At 44.2% G+C, this 21605-nt stretch carries 21 protein-coding genes; 15 read left to right on the forward strand and 6 right to left on the reverse strand.

Annotated features, from left to right (window positions below):
* The 10 genes from UQ64_RS31835 to UQ64_RS28135 all read left to right on the forward strand — a co-directional run.
* Positions 1-677, forward strand: a 677-nt coding sequence (locus UQ64_RS31835) for an LPXTG cell wall anchor domain-containing protein (protein WP_209445897.1), incomplete at its 5' end; no start/stop codon positions are given.
* Between the two features lie 172 nt (positions 678-849).
* Positions 850-1785 carry an alpha/beta hydrolase gene (locus UQ64_RS28095; protein ID WP_060626747.1) on the forward strand — a complete coding sequence of 312 codons (936 nt, stop codon included), beginning with the start codon at positions 850-852 and terminating at the stop codon, positions 1783-1785.
* A gap of 729 nt (positions 1786-2514) precedes the next feature.
* The gene (locus tag UQ64_RS28100; protein ID WP_060626748.1) at positions 2515-2904 is read left to right on the forward strand and encodes a NusG domain II-containing protein; all 390 of its coding nucleotides are present in this window, start codon (positions 2515-2517) and stop codon (positions 2902-2904) included.
* Positions 2888-3445: a Gx transporter family protein gene (locus tag UQ64_RS28105; RefSeq protein ID WP_042123757.1), complete on the forward strand. Its 558-nt coding sequence runs from the start codon at positions 2888-2890 to the stop codon at positions 3443-3445. Before UQ64_RS28100 ends, UQ64_RS28105 begins: the two co-directional genes overlap by 17 nt.
* A 29-nt stretch (positions 3446-3474) precedes the next feature.
* Positions 3475-4329 carry an ATP-binding cassette domain-containing protein gene (locus tag UQ64_RS28110; RefSeq protein ID WP_060626749.1) on the forward strand — a complete coding sequence of 285 codons (855 nt, stop codon included), beginning with the start codon at positions 3475-3477 and terminating at the stop codon, positions 4327-4329.
* Positions 4320-5225: an energy-coupling factor transporter ATPase gene (locus UQ64_RS28115; protein WP_060626750.1), complete on the forward strand. Its 906-nt coding sequence runs from the start codon at positions 4320-4322 to the stop codon at positions 5223-5225. The genes UQ64_RS28110 and UQ64_RS28115 overlap by 10 nt, the downstream gene beginning before the upstream one ends.
* The gene (locus UQ64_RS28120) at positions 5218-6009 is read left to right on the forward strand and encodes an energy-coupling factor transporter transmembrane component T family protein (RefSeq protein ID WP_042184497.1); all 792 of its coding nucleotides are present in this window, start codon (positions 5218-5220) and stop codon (positions 6007-6009) included. Before UQ64_RS28115 ends, UQ64_RS28120 begins: the two co-directional genes overlap by 8 nt.
* 43 nt (positions 6010-6052) lie before the next feature.
* Entirely contained in the window at positions 6053-7978 is a 1926-nt protein-coding gene (locus UQ64_RS28125; RefSeq protein ID WP_060626751.1) for a peptidase U32 family protein, read from the forward strand.
* Positions 7979-8077: 99 nt separating this feature from the next.
* Positions 8078-9364, forward strand: a complete 1287-nt coding sequence (locus UQ64_RS28130; RefSeq protein ID WP_060626752.1) for an aspartate aminotransferase family protein — start codon at positions 8078-8080, stop codon at positions 9362-9364.
* A gap of 39 nt (positions 9365-9403) precedes the next feature.
* Complete coding sequence (locus UQ64_RS28135; protein ID WP_060626753.1) at positions 9404-10288, forward strand: UbiA-like polyprenyltransferase; 885 nt, start codon at positions 9404-9406, stop codon at positions 10286-10288.
* A gap of 26 nt (positions 10289-10314) precedes the next feature.
* Here UQ64_RS28135 and UQ64_RS31155 read toward each other — a convergent pair whose 3' ends face one another.
* From UQ64_RS31155 to UQ64_RS28155, 5 genes are all read right to left on the reverse strand, one after another.
* Positions 10315-10527, reverse strand: coding sequence for a hypothetical protein (locus UQ64_RS31155; RefSeq protein WP_209445898.1), 213 nt, complete (start codon positions 10525-10527; stop codon positions 10315-10317).
* A gap of 488 nt (positions 10528-11015) precedes the next feature.
* A complete protein-coding gene (locus tag UQ64_RS28140; protein WP_060626754.1) occupies positions 11016-11996 on the reverse strand; it encodes a polyprenyl synthetase family protein in 981 nt (326 codons plus the stop codon).
* Positions 11997-12013: 17 nt separating this feature from the next.
* Positions 12014-12463: a hypothetical protein gene (locus UQ64_RS28145; RefSeq protein WP_042123771.1), complete on the reverse strand. Its 450-nt coding sequence runs from the start codon at positions 12461-12463 to the stop codon at positions 12014-12016.
* Positions 12464-12679: 216 nt separating this feature from the next.
* Positions 12680-14560, reverse strand: a complete 1881-nt coding sequence (locus UQ64_RS28150; RefSeq protein WP_060626755.1) for an FAD-dependent oxidoreductase — start codon at positions 14558-14560, stop codon at positions 12680-12682.
* A 48-nt stretch (positions 14561-14608) separates the two neighbouring features.
* A complete protein-coding gene (locus UQ64_RS28155; RefSeq protein ID WP_060626756.1) occupies positions 14609-15499 on the reverse strand; it encodes a hypothetical protein in 891 nt (296 codons plus the stop codon).
* A 447-nt stretch (positions 15500-15946) separates the two neighbouring features.
* On the opposite strand from UQ64_RS28155, the gene UQ64_RS28160 reads away from it, so the two are divergent.
* From UQ64_RS28160 to UQ64_RS28180, 5 genes are all read left to right on the forward strand, one after another.
* Positions 15947-16150: a CsbD family protein gene (locus UQ64_RS28160; protein ID WP_042184513.1), complete on the forward strand. Its 204-nt coding sequence runs from the start codon at positions 15947-15949 to the stop codon at positions 16148-16150.
* Positions 16151-16318: 168 nt separating this feature from the next.
* Positions 16319-17731 (forward strand): ATP-binding protein, encoded by a 1413-nt coding sequence (locus UQ64_RS28165; protein WP_060626757.1) that lies wholly within the window; start codon positions 16319-16321, stop codon positions 17729-17731.
* A gap of 95 nt (positions 17732-17826) precedes the next feature.
* Positions 17827-19101, forward strand: a complete 1275-nt coding sequence (locus tag UQ64_RS28170; RefSeq protein ID WP_082651357.1) for an MFS transporter — start codon at positions 17827-17829, stop codon at positions 19099-19101.
* Positions 19102-19120: 19 nt separating this feature from the next.
* Positions 19121-19786 carry an oxidoreductase gene (locus UQ64_RS28175; protein WP_156417705.1) on the forward strand — a complete coding sequence of 222 codons (666 nt, stop codon included), beginning with the start codon at positions 19121-19123 and terminating at the stop codon, positions 19784-19786.
* Positions 19787-19879: 93 nt separating this feature from the next.
* Complete coding sequence (locus tag UQ64_RS28180) at positions 19880-20260, forward strand: RidA family protein (protein WP_060626758.1); 381 nt, start codon at positions 19880-19882, stop codon at positions 20258-20260.
* Between the two features lie 84 nt (positions 20261-20344).
* On the opposite strand, the gene UQ64_RS28185 is transcribed toward UQ64_RS28180, so the two are convergent.
* Positions 20345-21121: a TspO/MBR family protein gene (locus tag UQ64_RS28185; protein ID WP_060626759.1), complete on the reverse strand. Its 777-nt coding sequence runs from the start codon at positions 21119-21121 to the stop codon at positions 20345-20347.
* Positions 21122-21605 lie beyond the last annotated feature (484 nt).

Below are 21605 nucleotides of genomic sequence, written 5' to 3' on the forward strand. Positions count from 1 at the left end.
CGATCGTGACACCAACACCAACGCCGATCGTGACACCAACACCAACGCCGATCGTGACACCAACACCAACGCCGATCGTGACACCAACACCAACGCCGGTCGTGACACCAACACCAACGCCGATCGTGACACCAACACCAACGCCGGTCGTGACGCCAACACCAACGCCGACTCCGTCGCCGGAAGCAACGCCAACGCCGACTCCGTCGCCGGAAGCAACGCCAACACCGACACCGTCGTCGGAAGCAACGCCAACACCGACATCGTCATCGGAAGTAACGCCAACACCGACGCCAATACCGGAGACTCCGGTGTTCCCGACACCAACACCTTCATTTGTAATTGGCACTATCGTTGTTAATGATGATCCTGTGCCGCTGGGCCCTGTAGCTTCGCCGACTCCAGCACCAGTACCGACACCAACACCAACACCGTCGAGCAACACAGAGATACTTGTTGATGATGAAGAGATTCCATTAGGACCAGTACTGACAGTAACACCAACGCCGTCACCGGAAGATATTGCTGTAGTGGATGATACAATCCCGCTAGGTAATCCACCTGTGGATGAACTTCCAAAAACGGGAGAATCAAGTCCAATCCCTTATTATGAAGCTGGTCTAGGTTTTGCGCTTATCGGATTGCTAATGAGAAATAGATTCTCGAACAAGAAATAATAAACGGTGATTGTAGCGTGAACACAAGCTATGCCGTGAAGAGTAGAAGAGCCGCTTTCGGGACATATTCCGATGGCGGTTTTATTTTGTAATGATTGTTATATTTTGGCGCACTCTAAGTAGATGCTATACTGAATTACAACAGATATGAGGAAAGGACGGGGAAGATGAATTGGTATGGTTTTTCATTATCGCTGTCATTGTTATAGGAGCTCTGATCTATGCTGGCTTTTTCTTTTATGGAATTGCTATTAAACGAGCGCCTAAGGAATTCTTGAGTAATAATCGTGATTTGAAGGTTGATCCCCCGGTTGCCGGGGCTTCTTGGGGTGAAGGTAAGGATTGGATCTCCAGTCAGAACTTTGAAAATGTTGAGATTACATCTGGGAATGGACTACAACTTAGAGGATACTTGCTCCTTTCGGATCGTGCTGAAGGACGTACAGCGATTCTAGCCCACGGTTATTCTGGAAAAGGGAAGGATATGGGGGCTTACGCCAAAATTTATTACGAGAGAATGGGCTTTAATATCCTGATTCCTGATGCCAGGGGGCATGGGGAAAGTGCTGGGAATTATATTGGTTTTGGATGGCATGAACGTAAGGATTATTTGCAGTGGATTGAATATATGATTAAAAGCACTGGACCCAGTGCTCAAGTGGTGCTTCATGGGGTCTCTATGGGTGGTGCTACAGTGCTAATGACCTCGGGAGAAAATCTCCCACCGCAGGTCAAAGCAATTGTCTCAGACTGCGCTTACAGTTCAGTTAAAGCACAATTAGCCTACCAACTACGGCGTATGTATCGCTTGCCAAGCTTCCCTTTTATCCAAAGTGCGAGTCTGGTTACTCGTCTGAAGGCAGGGTATGGTTTTAGTGAGGCGTCTGCCTTGAAACAGGTGCGTAAAGCGAAGGTGCCGATTCTTTTTATTCATGGCGATGTGGATAACTTTGTACCGTATAGTATGATGAATGAATTGTATGAGGCATGTCAAAGTCCCAAAGAGAAGTTCGTAGTGCCACAAGCAGGGCATGGGTTAGCTTATGATATGGATAAGATGGGATATATAAACGCAGTCACAGCTTTTGTGAATCGGTATGTAAATTAGCTGCCCTGAACGTAGACAGCGCCCGATATCCGCTAGGTAGCGGTTATCGGGCGCCTATATTTTTCCACACATGGCATGTGTCCTTATGTAAGGTTCGTACAGCCATGCTTTTTCGTTATATTCATCCCCCGCCGTTCGTGAGTAACGGGTGTCTTAATTCCTTGTTATTTCCAGCAGCCGTGTGGCGAGAATAATCCTTCCAATACGACAAAAGCCCTACCTCTCTTTTGCCCTTGCGGCTCCATTGACCGCGCCAGTGTGAATCGGAATGCTATATTTCGAATTTAGTCTCATAAAAAGGAAAGTTTCTGCAAGAAAACATGAAGCCTCTGTGTCCAAAATGCCGAAGTGTAAATAGTCGGCCTGACATCTTCTTGATGGGGATATTCAATATATCGAAAAACAAATACGATATAAATATAACACAGTATTGTTTAAAAGGCAAATATAATAATGAATTCCAAGATAAGGGTGGTTTGATTTAGGAGGGGAACAAGTAGAGCAAGAGAAAGTGTTTGATTCAAATATAACGTGTGCGGGATTATTTGTGGATTAATTCGGAAAAGCTAGAAAGCCAGAGTAAATGGGACTGTGGGGCTTATTTTGCGTGCCTATTTTGTGAACTGTTCTCTAAAACTTACATTAAACACCAACATTGATTGAAGGATTGAGGGTAGACCGTTATAATTAATAAGTCTGGATTTTAATTAAAAAATAAGGGAGATTTTTATGAAACGCGCAGATGTGTGGTTGATTTCCATCGTGTTGATTGCTGCGCTCGCTTTTCTCGCACCGAGATGGTTTTCGGACAATGATGATAAAGGTGGGGCCGGTAAAAATCTCGTAGCCAATGTAACTGTGGACGGCGAGTTATTTAAAACGGTAGAGCTAACGAAAGAAGAACAAACCATTGAGGTCCGTACCGATCGCGGCTACAACATCTTGAAGGTGCATGATTACGGGATTGAAATGTACGATGCCGACTGCCCGGATCAAGTATGTCTAGGTTTTGGTTTTATTACCCTGCCCAAACAGACGATTGTCTGCCTACCGCATAGAGTATTAGTGGAAATCACAAGTGCGTCGGGGGAGGATGATATAGATGCCTATGTCCAGTAGTGAATCAGCAACAGCTTTGAAAAGAACGGTAATTATTGCGATTTTTGCCGCAGTAGCGGTAGTGCTTAGTCTAATAGAGGCACAGATTCCGTTGTCAGGAATGGGGCTGGTGCCAGGCGCTAAACTAGGATTAGCTAACATCATGATTTTGACCTGTATTTACTTTTTACGTGGACGGGACGCATTCCTGCTTGTCATCCTCAAAACACTGCTTACTGCATTTCTGCTAGGTACTTTTTCAAGCTTGCTGTTCAGCTTATTCGGTTCTCTGTTTAGCTTTGTTGTAATGTTCGTGTTAATGCTGATTAGTGGCAAAGGTAAGAGTATAAGCTTGATCGGCATTAGTATAGCTGGCGGAATTGCACATAATATCGGTCAGCTGCTGGCAGCTTCTATGGTATTCTCATCTCTTAGTATTTTTTATTATCTTCCCATGCTGCTGATCACTGGAGTAGTAACAGGAATTGCCGTGGGCTATGCAGTCCGTTATTTGGTGGCTTCATTGTCAAAAATATCGTTGTTTGAAGAGTTTTTGGACTGATTAGTCACATCAGCGGAAGGATGACTAACATGAACGAATCATATGAAGGTCAAGAATTAGAGGGAGAAGGACAAGCTATCATCTCTCTGGATGGGGTATCGTTTGGTTATGATCCTGAGCATCCGATTCTTCAAAATATAACGTTATCTATCTCCCAGGGACAATGGGTTAGCTTGGTTGGTCCCAATGGCTGCGGGAAGTCTACGCTAGTTAAGCTACTGAATGCTCTGCTGCCTAAGGGTGCTGGCGAGATTGTGGTTAGTGGTATGCAGCTGAGTGAGGAAACGATTGGAAGCATTCGGCAATGCATCGGTATGGTATTCCAAAATCCAGATAATCAGTTTATTGGAGCCACTGTAGAGGAAGATATCTTATTCGGCCTGGAAGGGCTTTGTTTGTCGTATGCAGAAATGGCTGAGCGGCTGCACTCTTATACGACGAGGCTGGGAATAAATCATCTGTTGTCCAAACATCCAGGTGAGCTGTCTGGAGGCCAGAAGCAGCGTGTCGCTATTGCTTCCATTCTTGCTATGGAACCAGGCATCGTCATTTTTGACGAGGCCTCTTCTATGTTGGATGAGGGGAGCAGAAATGAGCTTCTTGGCATTTTGCAGGATATGCGAGCGGAAGGAAAGTATACGATCCTTATGATTACGCATGATGCAGATGAGATTCTGGCATCGGATCGGGTACTTGCGCTGCATGGAGGTGGTTTGGCTGCTGATGTTACACCGGCGGAGCTGTTCCGGAACGAGGAGCTTCTGCAAAAATGCCATCTGTGCGAGCCGTATCCTTGGCGTCTTGCGCGCGAGCTGCAGAATCAGGGTATTCATGTGGATGTTCCCGCCAGTGAAAAGGAGTTTATAGACACGTTATGGCCATAGAATTACAGCAAGTAAGTTACTCCTATGCTGACCGAAGCCTATGGAAGCTGACGGCGCTCCGCGATATTAACCTCAGTGTTCCACTAGGCTCCATGGTTGGTATTGCTGGGGCGACAGGCTCTGGTAAATCGACGCTGCTGCAGTTGTTTAACGGGATATTGAAACCAACGGAGGGCACGGTAAAAGTACTCGATGTAACCATCCAGGCCGGTGAGAAATCGCCTAAGCTAATGCCACTGCGCCGTAGAGTCGGATTGGTATTTCAATTTCCGGAGCAGCAAATGTTCGAAGAGACCGTCGAAAAGGATCTCATCTTCGGCCCTCTTAACTTCGGCATGAGCCTCGAAGAGGCAAAGGCACGTGCAAGACAGGCGATGCTGGATATGGGTCTGGATTTGGCGCTGCTAGAGCGGAATCCTTTTAAATTGAGCGGTGGGCAAATGCGCAAGGCAGCTATTGCATCCGTGCTAGCTATGGACCCTGAGGTCATTGTTCTGGATGAACCTACGGCTACGCTTGATCCCATCAGCCGTGCAGAGCTAATCCGCTTGCTGGAACGATTATGTCGTGAGCAGGGCAGAACGATCATTGTTGTCACGCATCGGATGGATGAGCTATTGCCTTACGCGGACAACTGGCTTGTCCTTAAAGAGGGGAGTACGGCGTTTCAGGGCAGCGTGAAGGCGCTGGCAGATGACCCTTCGATTCTAGAACAATGTGGCTTGACGGTTCCACAGTCCCTTCGTTACTGGCGTGCAGTCGCTGATCGCTTTGATCTTACGGATGAAGCTCCCCGCTTGACGGCAGAGAGCTTAGCAGAGCTGATCGCTTCGCTGCCATCGGGATCAGGCAACTCCAGCGAGCAGCACGAAGGAAAGAGGGATGACTATGAATGAGAAGCTAATCATAGGGCGTAGTATTGAGACCGGTTCATGGGTGCACAAGCTGGATGCTCGTGCCAAAATCACCGGAATGCTATTATACGTAGCCGTTATCCTGCTCTCCCGTTCGTGGATGGCTATGGCGCTGCTGGCTATTTTCTCAATAGCTGTTATGGCTTCCACTCGGATTCCGCTTAAATACTTCCTGAAAGCAGCCAAGCCTTTACGTTATTTAATGCTATTTATCTTTATCGTACAGCTGCTGTCTGTGAAGACGGGTGAGGCGGTGCTAACTCTTGGTTCGTGGTCTATCTATGAGGGAGGGCTAAGATTAGGCGCATTCTCGGTCATCCGTATGTTTTTTCTGATCACTTTCACGGCGCTACTAACATTCACCACAACGCCAGGTAAGCTGAATCAAGGATTAGAGGGGATTTTGGCTCCTTTCAAAAAGTTTGGTTTGAAGCCCGACCGTATCACACTGATGATCAGCATTTCACTTCGTTTCATTCCTACGATTCTCGACGAGTCGCAGATTATCATGAAAGCGCAGGCCTCGCGGGGTGCTGATCTGAAAGAGCTACCTTTGAAGGAAAAGGGACGAATGTTAGTATCCTTGCTGGTTCCGATTATTGCTAGTGCGTTTAGGCGTGCACAGGATCTGGTATATTCCATGGAAGCCCGTGGCTTTCGTATGGATGCTCCGCGTAGCCAGTATCACCGCCTAAGGTGGGGCATATTCGATACTATTTTTATTACTATGTTTATTGTAATGGGGATTGCAGTAGCTTTGGTGTAAAGTACAACTTGTATGGAGAGTATCAACTTGGGAGGGAACTTGAATGGCACGTTATTTTAATGGTAGAGAGATTGAATTATTAGCACCCGCAGGAACGTTTGAGATTTTCAAGGAAGTGATCCAGGCACGATGTGATGCAGTTTATTTTGGTGGGCCTGTATTGAATATGAGAATGATGCGTAAAGGATATAATCTGTCTCATGAGGAGATCGTAGAGGCACTAGATATTGCTCACCGTCTAGACAAAAAAGTGTATATCACAGTGAATAACCTATTTAGTGAAGAAGATGTGGAAGAGGCTAAAGAATATCTGCGCTTCCTTGACGGTGCTCGTCCTGATGCATTGATTGTTCAGGATATGGCCGTGCTGGAGTTAATTCGCGAGATGGAGCTTGATCTTCCTATTCACTCTTCGGTCATGATGAATGTTCACAATCTGGAAATGATCTACGCATTGCGTGATCTGGGTGTAAGTCGTGTGGTTACATCGCGGGAAATGGATCTGCAGACAGCTAAGCTACTAGGTCAGCGGAGTGGGATGGAACTGGAGTATTTTATTCACGGGGATATGTGCTCGGTTCACGGTGCGAATTGTTACTTCAGCTCCCATGTATTCGGTATGAGCAGTAACCGGGGGAAATGTATGAAGCCTTGTCGCTGGGATTATCGGGTTAAAAAAGACGGGTATGTATATCCGGCTGAATACCCCCTAGCTGTAAAAGATATGTTCATGTATGAGCATCTTCCGGAATTGATTGAATCAGGGATTACCTCCTTCAAAATAGAGGGCCGCATGCGGGATAAGGATTTTATGGTGATGCTGGCGAATAGCTACGGCGAAGCCATTGACCGGTATATCGATGATCCGATTGGCTTTGATCGTACGGTAGATACGAAAGAGCTTTATAAAAACCGTAAACGTGACTTTTCGACGGCGTATGCATTCGGCAAACCAGGACTGACTAACATTAACCGCCGTTATGAAGGAACTGGTAAATTCTATAGCACTGGAAAAGTATTCAGTACACCAACTGCAGAGCGTGAGCTGTCTGAGAAACGAGTGGAGCAGTTACGGGAAAGATTGGCTGAGGTCGAGCAGCCGCAGAAGACAAAAGCTAAGTTAGCTGTACGTGTGAATAATATGGAACAGGCACGGATGGTCTTAGAGCTTGGTGTAGATAGCCTGTACTTGCCAGGGGATGTATTTGAACCAGATAAACCTTTTACAAAGCGTGACATCAAGGAACTGGGTGAGCTAAAGGGCGATAGCAAAATCTACTTGGGTTTACCACGTATGATGACCGAGCTACATTTTGACCAATATGATCAATTGCTTGGCGGAGAACGCTTGCCGATTGACGGTATTATCGTTACAAATTTGGGAGCCATTCGTCGTTACAACAATACAGGTTATCCGTTAATTGGGGACAGTAATTTAAATGTATACAATCATCTTTCAGCGCAATTATATGCTAACTTAGGTTTGACTCAGCTTTCAGTATCGCCAGAAATGACGCTAGAGCATTTTGCTACTTTTGCCTCTCGTTGTGAAACACCTTTGGAAGTTGTTGTTCATGGTACACCTGCACTAATGTATATGGAACATGATCTTTATGAGAATACTGAGTTAATGGAGCCTATTGCTGAAGAGGATAATCAATATGTACACAATAATGTATTGGTTCTAAAGACAGACCAAGGTGAGAATCCGGTATATCGTGATCAGCACGGCCGTTGCCATCTTTTATTCGCAAAAGAGCTCTGCTATTTACCTTTATTGAGTGAGATGAATGGACTAGGGATATCAAGCTTCCGTATTGAAGGAGCAACCTATAGCGTCGAACAGCTACGTGAAATTATTATTTCATATCAACAGGCAATTAACGGATCCGATAGGAAGGATGACATGCTGGGGGGCCTTAAGCCGATCTATGCTGGCTATACTTTGGGCTCGCTGCAGTTTAATTAATTGTATTTTAATGGGAAAATAGTTACCGCTGTGTGATAGGGTGGTGCACAGGACTCTATGAATAAGTTACTATTTTCACAAAAGGAGAGAGAACCCTTCATGGAACAACAAGACTTCATCGGAAGAGAAGCAGTAGCATCTAAACGTAAGCAATATTTCTATCCTTGTACACAGCATTTTTATCGTGATGCACCTCAGCTTGTTCGTGGTTCAATGCAGTTTGTTTATGATGAGGAGGGTAAGTCCTATACGGATTTCTTTGCGGGTGTATCTGTAGTCGCATGTGGTCACTGTAATCCGGCCATAACAGTACGCACGATTGAACAACTGCAGCAGTTGCAGCATACGACAACTATTTATTTAACTCAACCAAGCGTAGATTTGGCTGAACGTTTGGAAGAGGTTATGCCGGGTGGGCTACGCCGGACCTTCTTCGTTAACAGTGGCTCTGAGGCTAACGAGGGAGCTCTGCTGCTGGCTCGGATGTATACGGGACGTAAAGGGTTTATAGCGCTGGAGAGTGGCCTACATGGCCGTACCAATCTAACTATGAGTGTGACAGGCCTGCCTATGTGGCGTACTGATAAATACTTGGATCATGACGTTGAGTTTATTCCTCGCCCTTATCATCCGGATTTATCTCTGGAGGAAGCGGCATCGTTATCCCTGGAGTCACTAGAGCGGGTGCTCGAGGAGAAGGGGAATACTATCGCTGCGATGATCGTAGAACCGATCCAAGGCAACGGCGGAATGATTATGCCAACCCGAGCCTACTTCCGTGATGTAAAAGCATTGCTCGAGAGATACGGTGTACTCCTGATTGCTGATGAAATTCAAACTGGATTTGGACGTACTGGCAAAATGTTTGCTATGGAGCATTTTGATGTTGTACCCGATATAATTAGTATGGCCAAAGCACTCGGTAACGGAATTCCAGTAGCTGCCTTTGCTACAACTGATGAGATTGCCCTTGCCCTGAACCGCCCGTCAGCGTCCACGTTTGGGGGGAATCCGGTATCTGCTGCAACAGCGCTGGCTGTGCTTGACTATATTCGAGATGAACGGCTTCCTGAACGCTCGGTACAGCTCGGTGAACGATTGAAGGCAGGTCTGAAGGCTCTTCAAACCCGTTATCCTTCGTTAATTGTTGATGTACGGGGAACTGGCCTTATGCTGGGAGCGGAGCTAGCTGGTGCAGATGCTGAAGGTGCAGCGGCACTTACAGATCAAGTGCTGGAGGCGATGAAGGACCGGGGTTATCTAATCGGCAAAAATGGCATAGGACGCAATGTACTAGCCTTCCAGCCACCGATGATTATTACGGAAGAGGATATCGACGGGATGCTTAACGTCCTGAATGAAGTCCTTGCAGACCATAATGATTAATGGACTTAAACACAGTAGTGAAGAAAGAGGAATGCACGAATGGCGATTCTAAACATATGTAAAACTGCAGGTCTAAAATTTAAAATGTTCAGCGAATTGGTAATGTTCTCTCATACGCTTTTTTCGCTGCCATTTGCTATTATATCGATGGTATGGGCCGCAGGGGGCTGGCCATCGGGACATGTAATGATCTGGGGATTGATTGCATTGATAGGCGCCCGTAATGGCGCCAATGCATTCAACCGGCTGGCGGACCGTACGTTCGATAAACAGAATCCTCGTACGGCACATCGGCATCTGCCTCAACGCTTACTGGCAGAAAAAGAAGTTGTTGTCTTTGTTATTGTTAACTATGCCATTTTCATTGTGGCTTCAGGTATGCTTAATTTACTCTGCTTGATCTTGTCACCGGTGGCTATCGTATTGATATCAACCTATTCCTACACGAAGCGATTTACCTTTCTCAGCCATTTATATTTAGGGTTTGTTATTGCTTCTGCACCGATTGGTGCATGGTTTGCCGTAACTGGAAATATCGCATTTACACCGTTTGTTATCGGAACAGTTGTTATGCTATGGATTGCTGGCTTTGATATTATTTACGGCACGCAGGATATCGAATTTGATCGGCGGCATGGGCTATGGTCTATTCCAAGCTTCTTCGGACTGGAGAATGCCCTGCGTATTGCAAAAGGTCTACATTTCATCATGATTATGCTGCTATTGTTCCTATATTTATGGCGTGATCTCGGCTGGATGTATCTGGTGGGGATTGGTATTGCGACGCTGCTCCTGATGACCGAGCATAAGATTATAAAACCATCGAATCGTAAGCTGATGAAGGTGGCCTCTTATAATCTGAATCAGGTGATCAGCATAGTGATTTTGTTGTGTACGCTGATTGATTTTTTTTATGTTAGCTAGGAAGAGTTAGTTTGATGGTTAGGAGGTTAGGAAGCTGCACTGCGTGGAATGTTGGACTGTAGGGTCGCTGTTATTCTCGGATTTCTTTGATTTGAACCGGCTGTCTGCGGTAGAAATCCGAGAATAGCGTATGCTTTCGAAGTGAGCTTTCCTACGGAAAGCTTTCGGGCGAACACTTCGTTTCTACAGTTCCAAAATTCCACTCCATTCCGTCCTAACCATTGGCGCATTGCCTCCAAGCTAACAACAAAAGACAACAGCCTATCCAAAAGAGGGTAGGCAAAGGGATCGGAAAGCTGGTTACGCGGCTTTCCTTTTTTTGTTTTGCGAGTATCTGCGAGGGGGGCTAGAGCAGTGTAAGAGGGCTGAACTTATCCAAGGCAGACTTATAGGGAAAACCTCCCTATAATCCTGAGTTTATTGAACTTTAGGGTTTGTTATAGGGAAAATCTCCCTATAATTTGGCTGATTAGTCTATAAACGATACTAATTCAGATATTTAGAGGGAGTACAAATCCCTATAATCATGGATTTCAAGCGATTATTAGCTAATTATAGGGAGGTTTTCCCTATATGTTCGATGGAGTAAAGCTTGGAAGCGAAAGAGCTAAACATACTCACGTTCCGCTGCGCTACGGTCGGCTTGTTTAGCTAACCAAACAAAAAAACGGATACCTTCCCAAGTAAGTGGGTGGTATCCGTTTTTGATTGCTGCGATAGCATATGCCTAGCGGTCGCGACCAGCAAAATACTGCAGCAGTGTATCCAGATCGGCATGTGCCGGATAGGAGGAGAGCTGCTGAACAATAGCTGCGGCTTGATCCAGATAGCTCTGACTGACCTCTTCAGAGCGTGATAGGGCATTGCTGCTCTTAATAAGGGCGAGCACATGGGCCACCTCTGCATCAGAAGAGTCAGGGCCAATTGCACGGATTACAGGTGATAGCGCTGGATCCTGTAAAGCAAAAAGTACAGGCAAGGTTACCTGACCATGACGCAGGTCGCTACCGGCTGGTTTACCGAGTACCGCCTCAGACTGCGTGAAATCCAGCAGGTCATCTTGTATTTGAAACGACATCCCTAAGGCTTCACCAAAGGTATACAAGAGGTTGGCCACTTCCTCTGAGCTTTCAGTAGATAATGCACCAACACGTAAGCAGGTAGCCATAAGAAGAGCCGTTTTGTTTAAGGACTTCTCCAGATACTGCTCCATTGTAATGTCATAATCAAAAGCATGTTCCATCTGCTGATATTCACCCAGACATAGCTGTGCGGTAGCTACCGAGGATAAGTCATGGACGTACTTATTTTTGTCACCGGTATATTTACTTAGCAGTTCAATGACTCGTGCGGACATATAATTGCCGATATGCACAGCTGGCAATGTACCCGTCTTCATATGTAAGGCGGGGCCACCCCGCCGTAACTCAGAACCGTCAATGATATCATCATGAATTAATGAGGCAACATGAATAAATTCAGCGGCAGCAGCTAATTGGAGTGCTCTGCGGCCGGTATCTTTGAGGCCAAAACGGCTGCCAACAATGACCATGAGAGGGCGAAGACGTTTACCACCTGAATTTATAAGTTCAAGAACACTCTGCGCAAGCTGAGATTTCTTAGGAACATCTTTATCACGTGCTACAAGGTTTACGATTTCGCGATTGATTTCATTTATGTCTATATTTAAGGCTTCATGAAGCTTCATTTATGAAATCCCACCTGTCAAATGGCTTTACTAGTGCGACTGCGCTGTCTGCACTCTTGAATCAAGAACTGTTCGATTCCAGCCGCTGGATCTTGTTCCGCGAAGTCTCCATTTGACCGTCTAATCTGCATTTTTTTGATCGAAGGAGCCAGGTAAGCAACTAGGTCGAGCTCACGGCATTTCACCGCGAACTGCAGGTAAAAGCTGTACAAATAATCTCCATCCAAAATGTTGCGGGTAAGGTCGGGATGATGTGGGATACATTCCATATGGCGCTCTGCTGCCAAAGTGAGAATAGTGTAAATACCCAGCAAATTGACTTTGCGGTTGTATTCCAGATCATGGCGTTCCAGTACCGAGAGTAGCTGTTCACATGCTGCCGGAGAGGGCTGAAGCTGAATCCCGGCAATAGGTGACATTTCAGTATGCAACAACCGGAGGGTATCTTCTATGAGTTGTTTGTTCACAAGATTCTCTCCTTCTTGTCGGTTTTGCCGGAAAAAACCATACCCCTGATCATCCCTACAAAACCATTCATTAAAAAGAAATAAACCATTTCCTGATATTAGGAGGGTTATTTTCTTCTTGTAAATAAGGAGAGTAATGTGTCCTAGGGACACATTACTCTGAAGTACATCCATATTTAACTTTACTGACATGTAATCTACATATGGGCTTTATAATCAGTCGGTGTATAGATACCAGCGTCTGACGATCGGAACTCTCTTCCAATGTTTCTTAAGCCAAGGAAGTACATAGTAATCTAGGCCGAACGTGCTGCCAGATCCGCCGATGCAGGCGATACCCGCACCAACATACCATAACATTTCTGTAGAAGCCATTTTGGTCGACCAGATCATGACGGACATGGCTATCGTCGCTATAGAAGCAATAGCTGTGAACAGACCAACGATGAGCATAATACCGAACACGATTTCTGCACACACCATACCGATTTGGAACCATTTCGCGAGGAAAGTATAACTTCCGTCGTTGTTGTAGAACATCAAATCCATGAACCAGTTCGTAATATCATATACGAAGCCAGGAACTGGCAATGCTTCAACCGCTTCTTTTGCAGTGGAAACTGCTGAAGCTGCAGATTGTGCGTCTACTGTTGTTTTAACTGCATCCACCGCTACGCTGGCTGCTGATGAAGCATCCGTTGCAAAAGGAGCGGCTGGAATTAGGAATATCTTATTCGGATCTTCCCATATTTTCCGTAGCTTATCTATACCTTCATATAACCACATTCCACCAAGCAGCATGCGAAGCGGAACGAGCCAGAAGTTAGGTGAACGCTTGGAGAAGTGTCCGCCCAAGAAGCTCTTACGGTTCTCGACATGGAAGAACTCATGCATCATATAAGTCCATACTTTATTGAAACCGACAACCTGTGACAGGTAGAACATATTGATAAAGTGTTTGGATAACATTGCCATAAATCCAGTAAGCATAAAGAACTTGCCTGGCAGACCAACGTTTGCTACACCGTAGCGGCTACCAATGGATACCATGGTACCGTGGAAACCTGGTTTGTAAGCTTTTTTAGCTGTGTTCTGAATGTCAGCAGCAATGTTGCCAGCAACAATCGGAGCTGCTTGTTCAGCATTCTCAACCATTTGTGGTACAGGACGAGTTTCACCTTCAGGAATGAAGAAAATGTTGTCCCCTACTACATATACGTTCTTATGATCTACACTTTCAAGGTTCTCATTCGTAACAATTCGTTTGCGTCCTTGTTGTTGTACTTCAAGTCCACCCACGATTTCAGAACCTTCAACACCTGCAGTCCAAACGATGGTTTGTGAAGCTACGACGTTTTTCTCACCCAGGGCAACACTTCCTTCGCCTACTTCAGTGATCTTAGCGCCTGTAACAATTTCCACGTTCAGCTTGCGAAGGCGAGCTTCAGCTTTTTGAATCAGCTTATCTGGAAGGATAGGCAGAATCTTCGGAGCCATATCAGCCACAATTAATCTTACTTCGGATGGGTCGATATAGAACTCCTTACATAATTCCTCACGTTGCTCAGCCATTTCCCCAACAAGCTCGACACCTGTAAAACCGGCACCAATGATAACGAAAGTTAACATTGCACGACGTACAGTTGGATTTTTCTCCATAGCGGCTTTGGTATACATGTCGCGGATTTGACGTTTCAATACTACCGCATCATCGTAAGACCAGAAGGAGAAGGTATTCTCTTCTGCACCTGGAATGCCGAAGAAGGTTGGTTTGCTACCTGTACCGATTACAAGGTAATCGTACGCATAGGTAGTTTTATTGGATTTGAGTTTCTTACCCTTGAAATCAATATTGCTGATTTCGTCAAGAACAACATTCACTTTAAGGCCAGCAAAGATTTTCTTAAGATCGATCTTGATTGAATCCTCTGGAGCACGGTTCGCAGCAACCTCATGCAGCTCAGTCAATAGAGTGTGATATGGATTCCGGTCGATCAGTGTGATTTCAACATCTTTGTTTTTCTTAAATTTCTTTGCCAGTTTCTTAGCCGTGAGTACGCCGCCGTAGCCGCCGCCCAAAATGACTATTTTTTTCAAAAGAAATTCACCTCATTCGTCTGATTAACTGCAGAAGGCTATGCGAAATTATTTCGCGCCTTCGAGTGCTTTTTCAGCAAGTGTAAAATATTCACCAACATGAATACTCACGCCGGAAATTGCATCTGTTTTTCCTTCAGCTGTAAGTTCTGGAGCAGCGCCTTTTTCAAGGTAGTATTGCTCAACTTTAGCGATCTCTTCATGCCATTCAGCTTGAGCACCGCCAGCTTTCATACCGTATTTACCGTCAACGGAGAATTGTTTTTTGTCGTCGCCAGCAGCATTTACACCGCTGAATTTAACAGCCACGATATTGCCGTTAGCAACAGTCAAGTCAACTGTGGATTTCCAACCGGAGTCTTTATCCATTTCGCCTTCAGCACGGTAGCCTCCGTCTTTGTATTGGCCAGCTTCTACAGGGCCAGCGGCCAGAGCAGCTTCAGCAGCTTTTACAAAGTCAGTAACGTGTACAGATACTCCCGAGATAGCATCAGTTTTCCCCTCAGCGTCTAAAGTTATAGCTGCTGGATCTTGTTTCTCAATCAGGAATGCTTCAGCTTTAGCTGCTTGTTCGTGCCATTCAGAAGAAGCGCCGCCAGCTTTCATGCCATACTTACCATCTTCGGATACTTTTTTCTTCAGGTCGCCTGAATTATTAACGTTAAAAGCATTCCAATCAGCTTTAGTGATTTTTCCACCTTCTACAGTCAAGAGTGCATAAGTTTGCCAGCCAGTTTTAGCATCAGCTTCAACAGTAGCGTAGTAAGCTCCATCTTTGTACTTCGCTGCTTCAGTTCCTGTGTTGCCGGAATTAGCTGCTGCATTTGTTTCAGTTGGAGCGTTTGTAGCGGCCGGAGCCTTGTCTGTGTTGTTACCACAACCTGCAAGCAAACTACCTAGAATAAGGGCAGTCGACAAGATTACTGTTGTTTTTTTCATTTGTTATGACCTCCAAAAATATAGTTTAAAATATATATATTAAAATGTAAAACATTTTAATAGTAATGCGAAGTGATAAAAATCACTTTATAAATGATATTTGTCACTTTAATCTCAGGGTTAAGAGCCGAACTCCAACACTATCATGACTTATATCGGCATACAATAGAAAAAAATTTAATGATGTTGTTTTATCTCCGAGGGCATTCTAGCACATAGAGCAAATAACTCATGTGAAAAAAATCACTTAAAAAATTAAATGTTTAATTTATACATTGATTATATCAAATTTTAAAGGATTTGAATACCTTTTTTTAAACTACTATTTGACAAATTGTGACTTTCCATAGACTCGGTAAGATTCATGGCGAAAAGGACAGGGTAATGTAACGATAACACAGGTTAGAATTCTACCCTGCTTAATTCAGCTAAGGAGATGAGCATATAATGGATAACAATGTGTTTAAAGGAAAATGGAAACAGCTCAAAGGCGAGGCGAAAAAGCAATGGGGCAAGCTTACAGATGATGATCTTGATGTGATTGATGGTGAAAAGGATAAGTTGGTAGGTAAACTACAAGAACGTTATGGCCATTCGAAAGAAGATGCGGAAAAAGAGTATCAAAGCTGGGGACGTTCCTACCGCGATTAATTCAAATTAGCTTATACTCTAAGCATCCAAATATAAAGTGCATAGGAAGAGCGCAAATCGTATACGATTTGCGCTCTTCCTATGCAACAATTAAGTGGATGGAGGTTAAGCTATGGTATTATTGTGAGATGAAATCTTTACTTTATCTTGTGCAGTAGGAGCGTATCTATGGGGTATCTTAAAATATTTTTCGGCAATACCGCAATTCTTATAGCGGTGGCCTATTTGGCTAATCTGATCTATAAAAATACAATTTCAAATGCAACTGTAGGGATAAAGAAGGCGAGCTGGGTGATCCTAGCGATCTTTGCTGGTTGGATCAGTTCTCTTTTTGGTTATAATCTGGACGACCACGTGATCTTTGATTTGCGGTTTGTACCCCTAATCATCTCGACACTGGCGTATCCTAGACCCATCACACTGATATTGATCGGTATAGGGACGGGGCTTACAAGGTTAACTTTTGGAGTGACAGAGGCAGCGGTGGCAGGAACGCTAAATCTTTTTATTTTGGGAGTTATTTGCGCGGCGCTTAGCTACTGGGTCAGACGCTCAACCTTCAGTATTGTGAATCAAGGTTTGATCGTTATTCTAATCGTTAATCTAATGAATGCTATAAACATTATGGTATTAGGCGTTATCCCTGTGGAAGAGTACATAAGAGAGATTATGCCAATTACGTTCCCTGCGGGGCTAATTTTAAGTATTTTGTTCTCATTAATTATCCGTGATTTTCAACTCGGTCTTCTAAGGAATGAGCAGATCCAGCATGCTAACGAACAGTTGTCTGCTCAGACTGAAGAATTACATAAGAACAAGCTTGATCTTGAAGAGCGTGCTAATCAGTTAATGATGGCGTCTCAATTCAAATCGGAATTTCTAGCCAACATGTCACATGAGCTTAGAACTCCACTGAATAGCATCATTAATTTATCGCAATTAATTGAAGAGAATGATGATTCGCTTACGGAAGCAGAAATTAGAGAGTATGCAACCATTACTCATCGTTCGGGTGAAGAGTTATTGATGATCATCAGCGATATTCTGGATTTATCCAAGGTAGAGGCAGGCCGATTAGATATTATAAATGAAGAATTAAACGTTAGCGAGATTCCAGATTTGCTGGCTATGCAGTTCGCTGTAACGGCCAAGCAAAAAGGACTGGAATTTAACATCTCTATGGATGAGAATGTCCCTCCAATGATTCATTCCGATCCACATCGAGTGCAGCAGATTTTGCGTAATTTGCTCTCAAATGCTTTTAAATTTACAAAGACAGGTTACGTATCGCTGCATATCCACGCGCAGGAAGGTAGGGGAGGGGATGCTGTGCAACATTGGCTTGTATTTGATGTGGAGGATAGTGGCATAGGAATCGCACCGGAGAAGCATGCCATGATCTTTGAAGCCTTTCAACAGGCAGACAGAACTACTAACCGGAAATATGGTGGAACGGGACTAGGACTTTCTATTAGTAATGATTTGGCCAGATTGCTCGGCGGGTTCATTTCTATGGAGAGTGAGGAAGAGAAGGGAAGTCGATTTTCGCTTTATCTTCCTCTTGAAATGGATAGTGAGTAAAGCTCCAATATTATTTGGTGAATTGGCGTATTGACAGTAGATTGATGCGGAGTAGAATGAAGCCAATGCCGCATCAAAGGAGTGTTATCGCCTCTATGGACAACATGGAAAATAAGCATAAGGTTACGGTTTCAAAACGTGTTCGTAAACCTTCAGTGCATCGCAGAAATCTGCGTATAGCTACGCTGGAAGGTGTACCGTCAACTATTTTTCAGGTACTGCTGCAAGGGCAGTTCCTAACGGGATTCCTACTATATCTTGGAGCCTCCTCTAGTCAAATTGGATTTGTGCTAGCGCTTACTACATTAGTTAATGTGGCACAGATTGGTGTAGCTTTTCTGATTCAGAAGCTGCCAAGTCGCAAATGGGCCATGGTTACTTTTATCGGTCTGCATAGGATACTTTGGAGTTCTACGGGTCTAATCCCGTTTATTTTTCCTAAAGAATATTGGGTTATCGCATTTATTGCCTTGTACACTACTGCTTTTATTGCCAATACCGCTGGTGGTGTGCTGTGGAGCTCTGTGATTAGCGATCTAGTTCCAGCACGTGTACGTGGACGTTATTTTGGGATTCGCAACACGGTCCTGAATGCACTAGGAAGTTTGGTTATGTATGGCGGGGGTATTATTCTGGATCGTTATCCCGGCGGTCATGGTTTTCTGATTCTATATATTGTCGTTTGGATCTTCTCGATATCTAATGTCGTAGTGTTCTTTTTTTATCCGGACGTGCCGTTCGAGAAATCAGAAGAGCATAAATTTTTACCCATGTTTAAGAAACCGCTTAAAGATACATTGTTTATGAAGTCAACCTTATTTCTGGCTGCCTGGCTGTTGTTGCAGAACCTAACGGTTCCACTATATTCTTATGTCATGTTGCAGTTACTTCATATTAATTATGAAACGTTGTCACTATTAAATGTGTCCCAAACCGTCTTTATGATGGCTAGCTTCTACGTTTGGGGTAATTTAAATGCGAAATACAGCAATAAGCGACTATTGTTCTTTACTTTGCCGATTATTGCGTTGTCTTCATTGATGTGGGGACTCTTGTCTGTAATGCCGATGCTGCTAGTGTTATTTGCGGCCCATATTGTTTTTGGTGTTGGTGTAGGCGGTTTCAACCAGCTGGCGTTTAATTTTATTATTGGAGACACTCCGAAAAAAGAACGTCCGATGTATATGGCCACATATGCTGCGCTTACGGGTTTATCGTCTTTTTTTGGCCCGCTTATTGGCGGTCAGTTATATGAAAAAATTGCGCACTGGCCGCAATGGACTCAGGTATATGGAATGCAGCTAGTGGTAGGGACGCTGATGATTGCACTTGCGTTTCTGCTAGGTCGCCGTATTCTAAAGGACGAATAGAGGTGAAGGAGGTTATTCCTTGTTAAGGATAGCGATGGTATTAGGTGCCACCGGATTGGTAGGCAAAGCGGTTACGGAGGAAGTGTTAAATCGCGATGGCTGGGAAGAAGTGAGAGTGCTTGTACGGACACCGTTAGCTATAGAACATCCTAAGCTTAAACAAATCGTTATAGATTGGGAGAACCTAAGAAACTATTCAGAATTGTTCGAAGGGGTACATTCCATCTTCTGTTGTTTAGGGACTACGATAAAAAAGGCGGGTTCCCAAGAAAAGTTCGAACGAGTCGATCTACATTATCCGCTTGATGCTGCAGCTATAGGAAGAGAAAAGGGTGTTAACCAGTTTTTGGTTGTCTCTTCGTTAGGGGCAAATGCAAAGTCCCGTAATTTTTACAGTCGAACTAAGGGGAGAGCGGAAGAAGGTTTAACCGCTATTGGCTTTCCAGGTTTGCATATATTTCGCCCTTCCTTGCTACTGGGCCAACGTGAAGAATTCAGATTAGGGGAGAAAGTCGGAGCTAGATTGATGAAAGCGCTGGATTTCGTAATGGTGGGTAAGGCGGCTCAATATCGTGCCATACCTGGCACAACAGTAGCAAGAGCTATGGTTAACATTGCGTCTGCAAATACCCATGGATTACATATTTATACGAATGAAGTGATACATGTGATTGGGAAAAGCTAAACTTTCTGGGTCTTTAATAAATTTGCATTAAGATGAGAACAGGACTTACAATGAACAATAAATGATCAGCGCATAGTGGAGAGGGGTAGTAAGATGAGCAAAAAACAAGTAGCTACAACCAAAGCACCCGGAGCAATTGGTCCCTACAGTCAGGCAATAACCACGGGGAGCTGGGTATATACTTCAGGACAACTTGGCCTGAATCCGGAAACGGGAAATTTGATGGAGGGCGTACAAGAACAAGCGCGTCAAGCGCTTAATAATGTACAAGCCATTCTTGAAGAAGCTGGTGCAACGCTTGACCATGTAGTAAAGACAACTGTATTCCTAAAGGATATGAATGATTTCGCGGCCGTTAACGAGGTTTACAGCACCTTCTTTAAAGAACCTTATCCTGCCCGCAGTGCCATTGAGGTTGCGCGTCTGCCTAAAGACGGACTTGTTGAGATTGAAGCGGTAGCTAGGAAGAAATAAGGAGTAATCCTTTTGCACTTTTATTATTTTACAAAATGGCAGGCTAAGGTGGATAACCCTAGCCTGCCATTTTTTTAATTAGAATTAGTAACTTCTGTATCTTCTGTACCTACTACGGCGCGGTTTGAACAGTAACCAAATGCTGTAGAGCAACAAGAGTCCTGCTGTAACCAGTCCCATTAAATAGACATTGCTGGCCTCCTTTTGTTCCAAGGCAATCGCGATGAAAGCCCATACGAATACGAGTGGATAGATGCTATCTCGGTAAGGATAGCTGACCACAATCGCAAGCAGAGTCCCCACGCAGAGCATGATAACGGCCCAAGTGCTACCGCTAAGGCCCCAACCCTCCCAATGATTCTTCTCCAGAACAACGCTGACGTTCACGATAGTGGCCACAGAGATCCAGCCAAGGTATATACTGAAGGGCAACTTTACCAGCCAATTCTCACCTGAAGTAGGATTTGCGATCAGGCGTGTTTTTCGATAAATGACAATCAGTGTGATTAACATCAGCACCATAGCAACCAGAGAAAGCTCAATGTATAAATACTGCCAGAGGAAGAGCCAGCTCATATTAAAAATACAGCTCAGAACAAACCATATACCAATGGCTTGTATAGAATCACGAGTGCCTGTATTTGGTCGGAATTGATAAATGACGAAGCCGGCTAGGAGTAGATAAATCAGTGACCAGATGGAGAAAGCGTAACCAGCAGGGGTCAAGTAGGTATGATATTTGTCGGAAATTTCACCGGTGCTGTTTCCACCTAATGGCAAGGTCACTGAGAGTACATTGACAATGATCACACCTAGAAAGAACAGAAGATTCCACCACTTATAAGGATTATAACGTCTCAAAGAATTCACTCCCTAGCTTTTTAATAGGGTGATGCTTACTTAGAATATACCCGCTTTCGGCATAATTAAGACTATAAACAAGAAAAGAAGTGACTAGTGAGTCATAATGTTCATGGATAGCATGGTAGTGATGCAGGGTATTTTACGATGGTGGGTAGAACTTTTATTGAAAATATGCTGAAATGAATCAAATTCGTAGGTGTTTCTATGTACTTCAACTTTATTTGCATAAAAATCTACAGAAAATATGCAGAAACGTTTTTAAATCAGCGCTTTTTCGTATAAGATGAAGAGATGAAGATTCAAGAGCAGATAAGTTTTATCCTAGTTCTTTATCCTTATATTTATTACAGGAGCGTATCTCATCTCTAAAAGGATGGAGAAACTACTTCTACTTGTATAGCTTCAAATTGTATAGCTTCAAAATTTATTTCTCGCTAAAAAGGTTGCAGTTACCACCTGATGGTGGCGGACTGGTTCTTTT

The organism is Paenibacillus etheri (assembly GCF_001012825.1).
Taxonomy (GTDB): domain Bacteria; phylum Bacillota; class Bacilli; order Paenibacillales; family Paenibacillaceae; genus Paenibacillus_AQ; species Paenibacillus_AQ etheri.

What these genes read in the sequence shown, in the direction of transcription:
- UQ64_RS28100 (WP_060626748.1), top strand. Translation starts at nt 2,515, where the DNA reads ATGAAACGCGCAGATGTGTGGTTGATTTCCATCGTGTTGATTGCTGCG.
- UQ64_RS28105 (WP_042123757.1), top strand. Translation starts at nt 2,888, where the DNA reads ATGCCTATGTCCAGTAGTGAATCAGCAACAGCTTTGAAAAGAACGGTA.
- UQ64_RS28110 (WP_060626749.1), top strand. Translation starts at nt 3,475, where the DNA reads ATGAACGAATCATATGAAGGTCAAGAATTAGAGGGAGAAGGACAAGCT.
- UQ64_RS28115 (WP_060626750.1), top strand. Translation starts at nt 4,320, where the DNA reads ATGGCCATAGAATTACAGCAAGTAAGTTACTCCTATGCTGACCGAAGC.
- UQ64_RS28120 (WP_042184497.1), top strand. Translation starts at nt 5,218, where the DNA reads ATGAATGAGAAGCTAATCATAGGGCGTAGTATTGAGACCGGTTCATGG.
- UQ64_RS28125 (WP_060626751.1), top strand. Translation starts at nt 6,053, where the DNA reads ATGGCACGTTATTTTAATGGTAGAGAGATTGAATTATTAGCACCCGCA.
- UQ64_RS28130 (WP_060626752.1), top strand. Translation starts at nt 8,078, where the DNA reads ATGGAACAACAAGACTTCATCGGAAGAGAAGCAGTAGCATCTAAACGT.
- UQ64_RS28135 (WP_060626753.1), top strand. Translation starts at nt 9,404, where the DNA reads ATGGCGATTCTAAACATATGTAAAACTGCAGGTCTAAAATTTAAAATG.
- UQ64_RS28140 (WP_060626754.1), bottom strand. Translation starts at nt 11,996, where the DNA reads ATGAAGCTTCATGAAGCCTTAAATATAGACATAAATGAAATCAATCGC.
- UQ64_RS28155 (WP_060626756.1), bottom strand. Translation starts at nt 15,499, where the DNA reads ATGAAAAAAACAACAGTAATCTTGTCGACTGCCCTTATTCTAGGTAGT.
- UQ64_RS28160 (WP_042184513.1), top strand. Translation starts at nt 15,947, where the DNA reads ATGGATAACAATGTGTTTAAAGGAAAATGGAAACAGCTCAAAGGCGAG.
- UQ64_RS28165 (WP_060626757.1), top strand. Translation starts at nt 16,319, where the DNA reads ATGGGGTATCTTAAAATATTTTTCGGCAATACCGCAATTCTTATAGCG.
- UQ64_RS28170 (WP_082651357.1), top strand. Translation starts at nt 17,827, where the DNA reads ATGGACAACATGGAAAATAAGCATAAGGTTACGGTTTCAAAACGTGTT.
- UQ64_RS28180 (WP_060626758.1), top strand. Translation starts at nt 19,880, where the DNA reads ATGAGCAAAAAACAAGTAGCTACAACCAAAGCACCCGGAGCAATTGGT.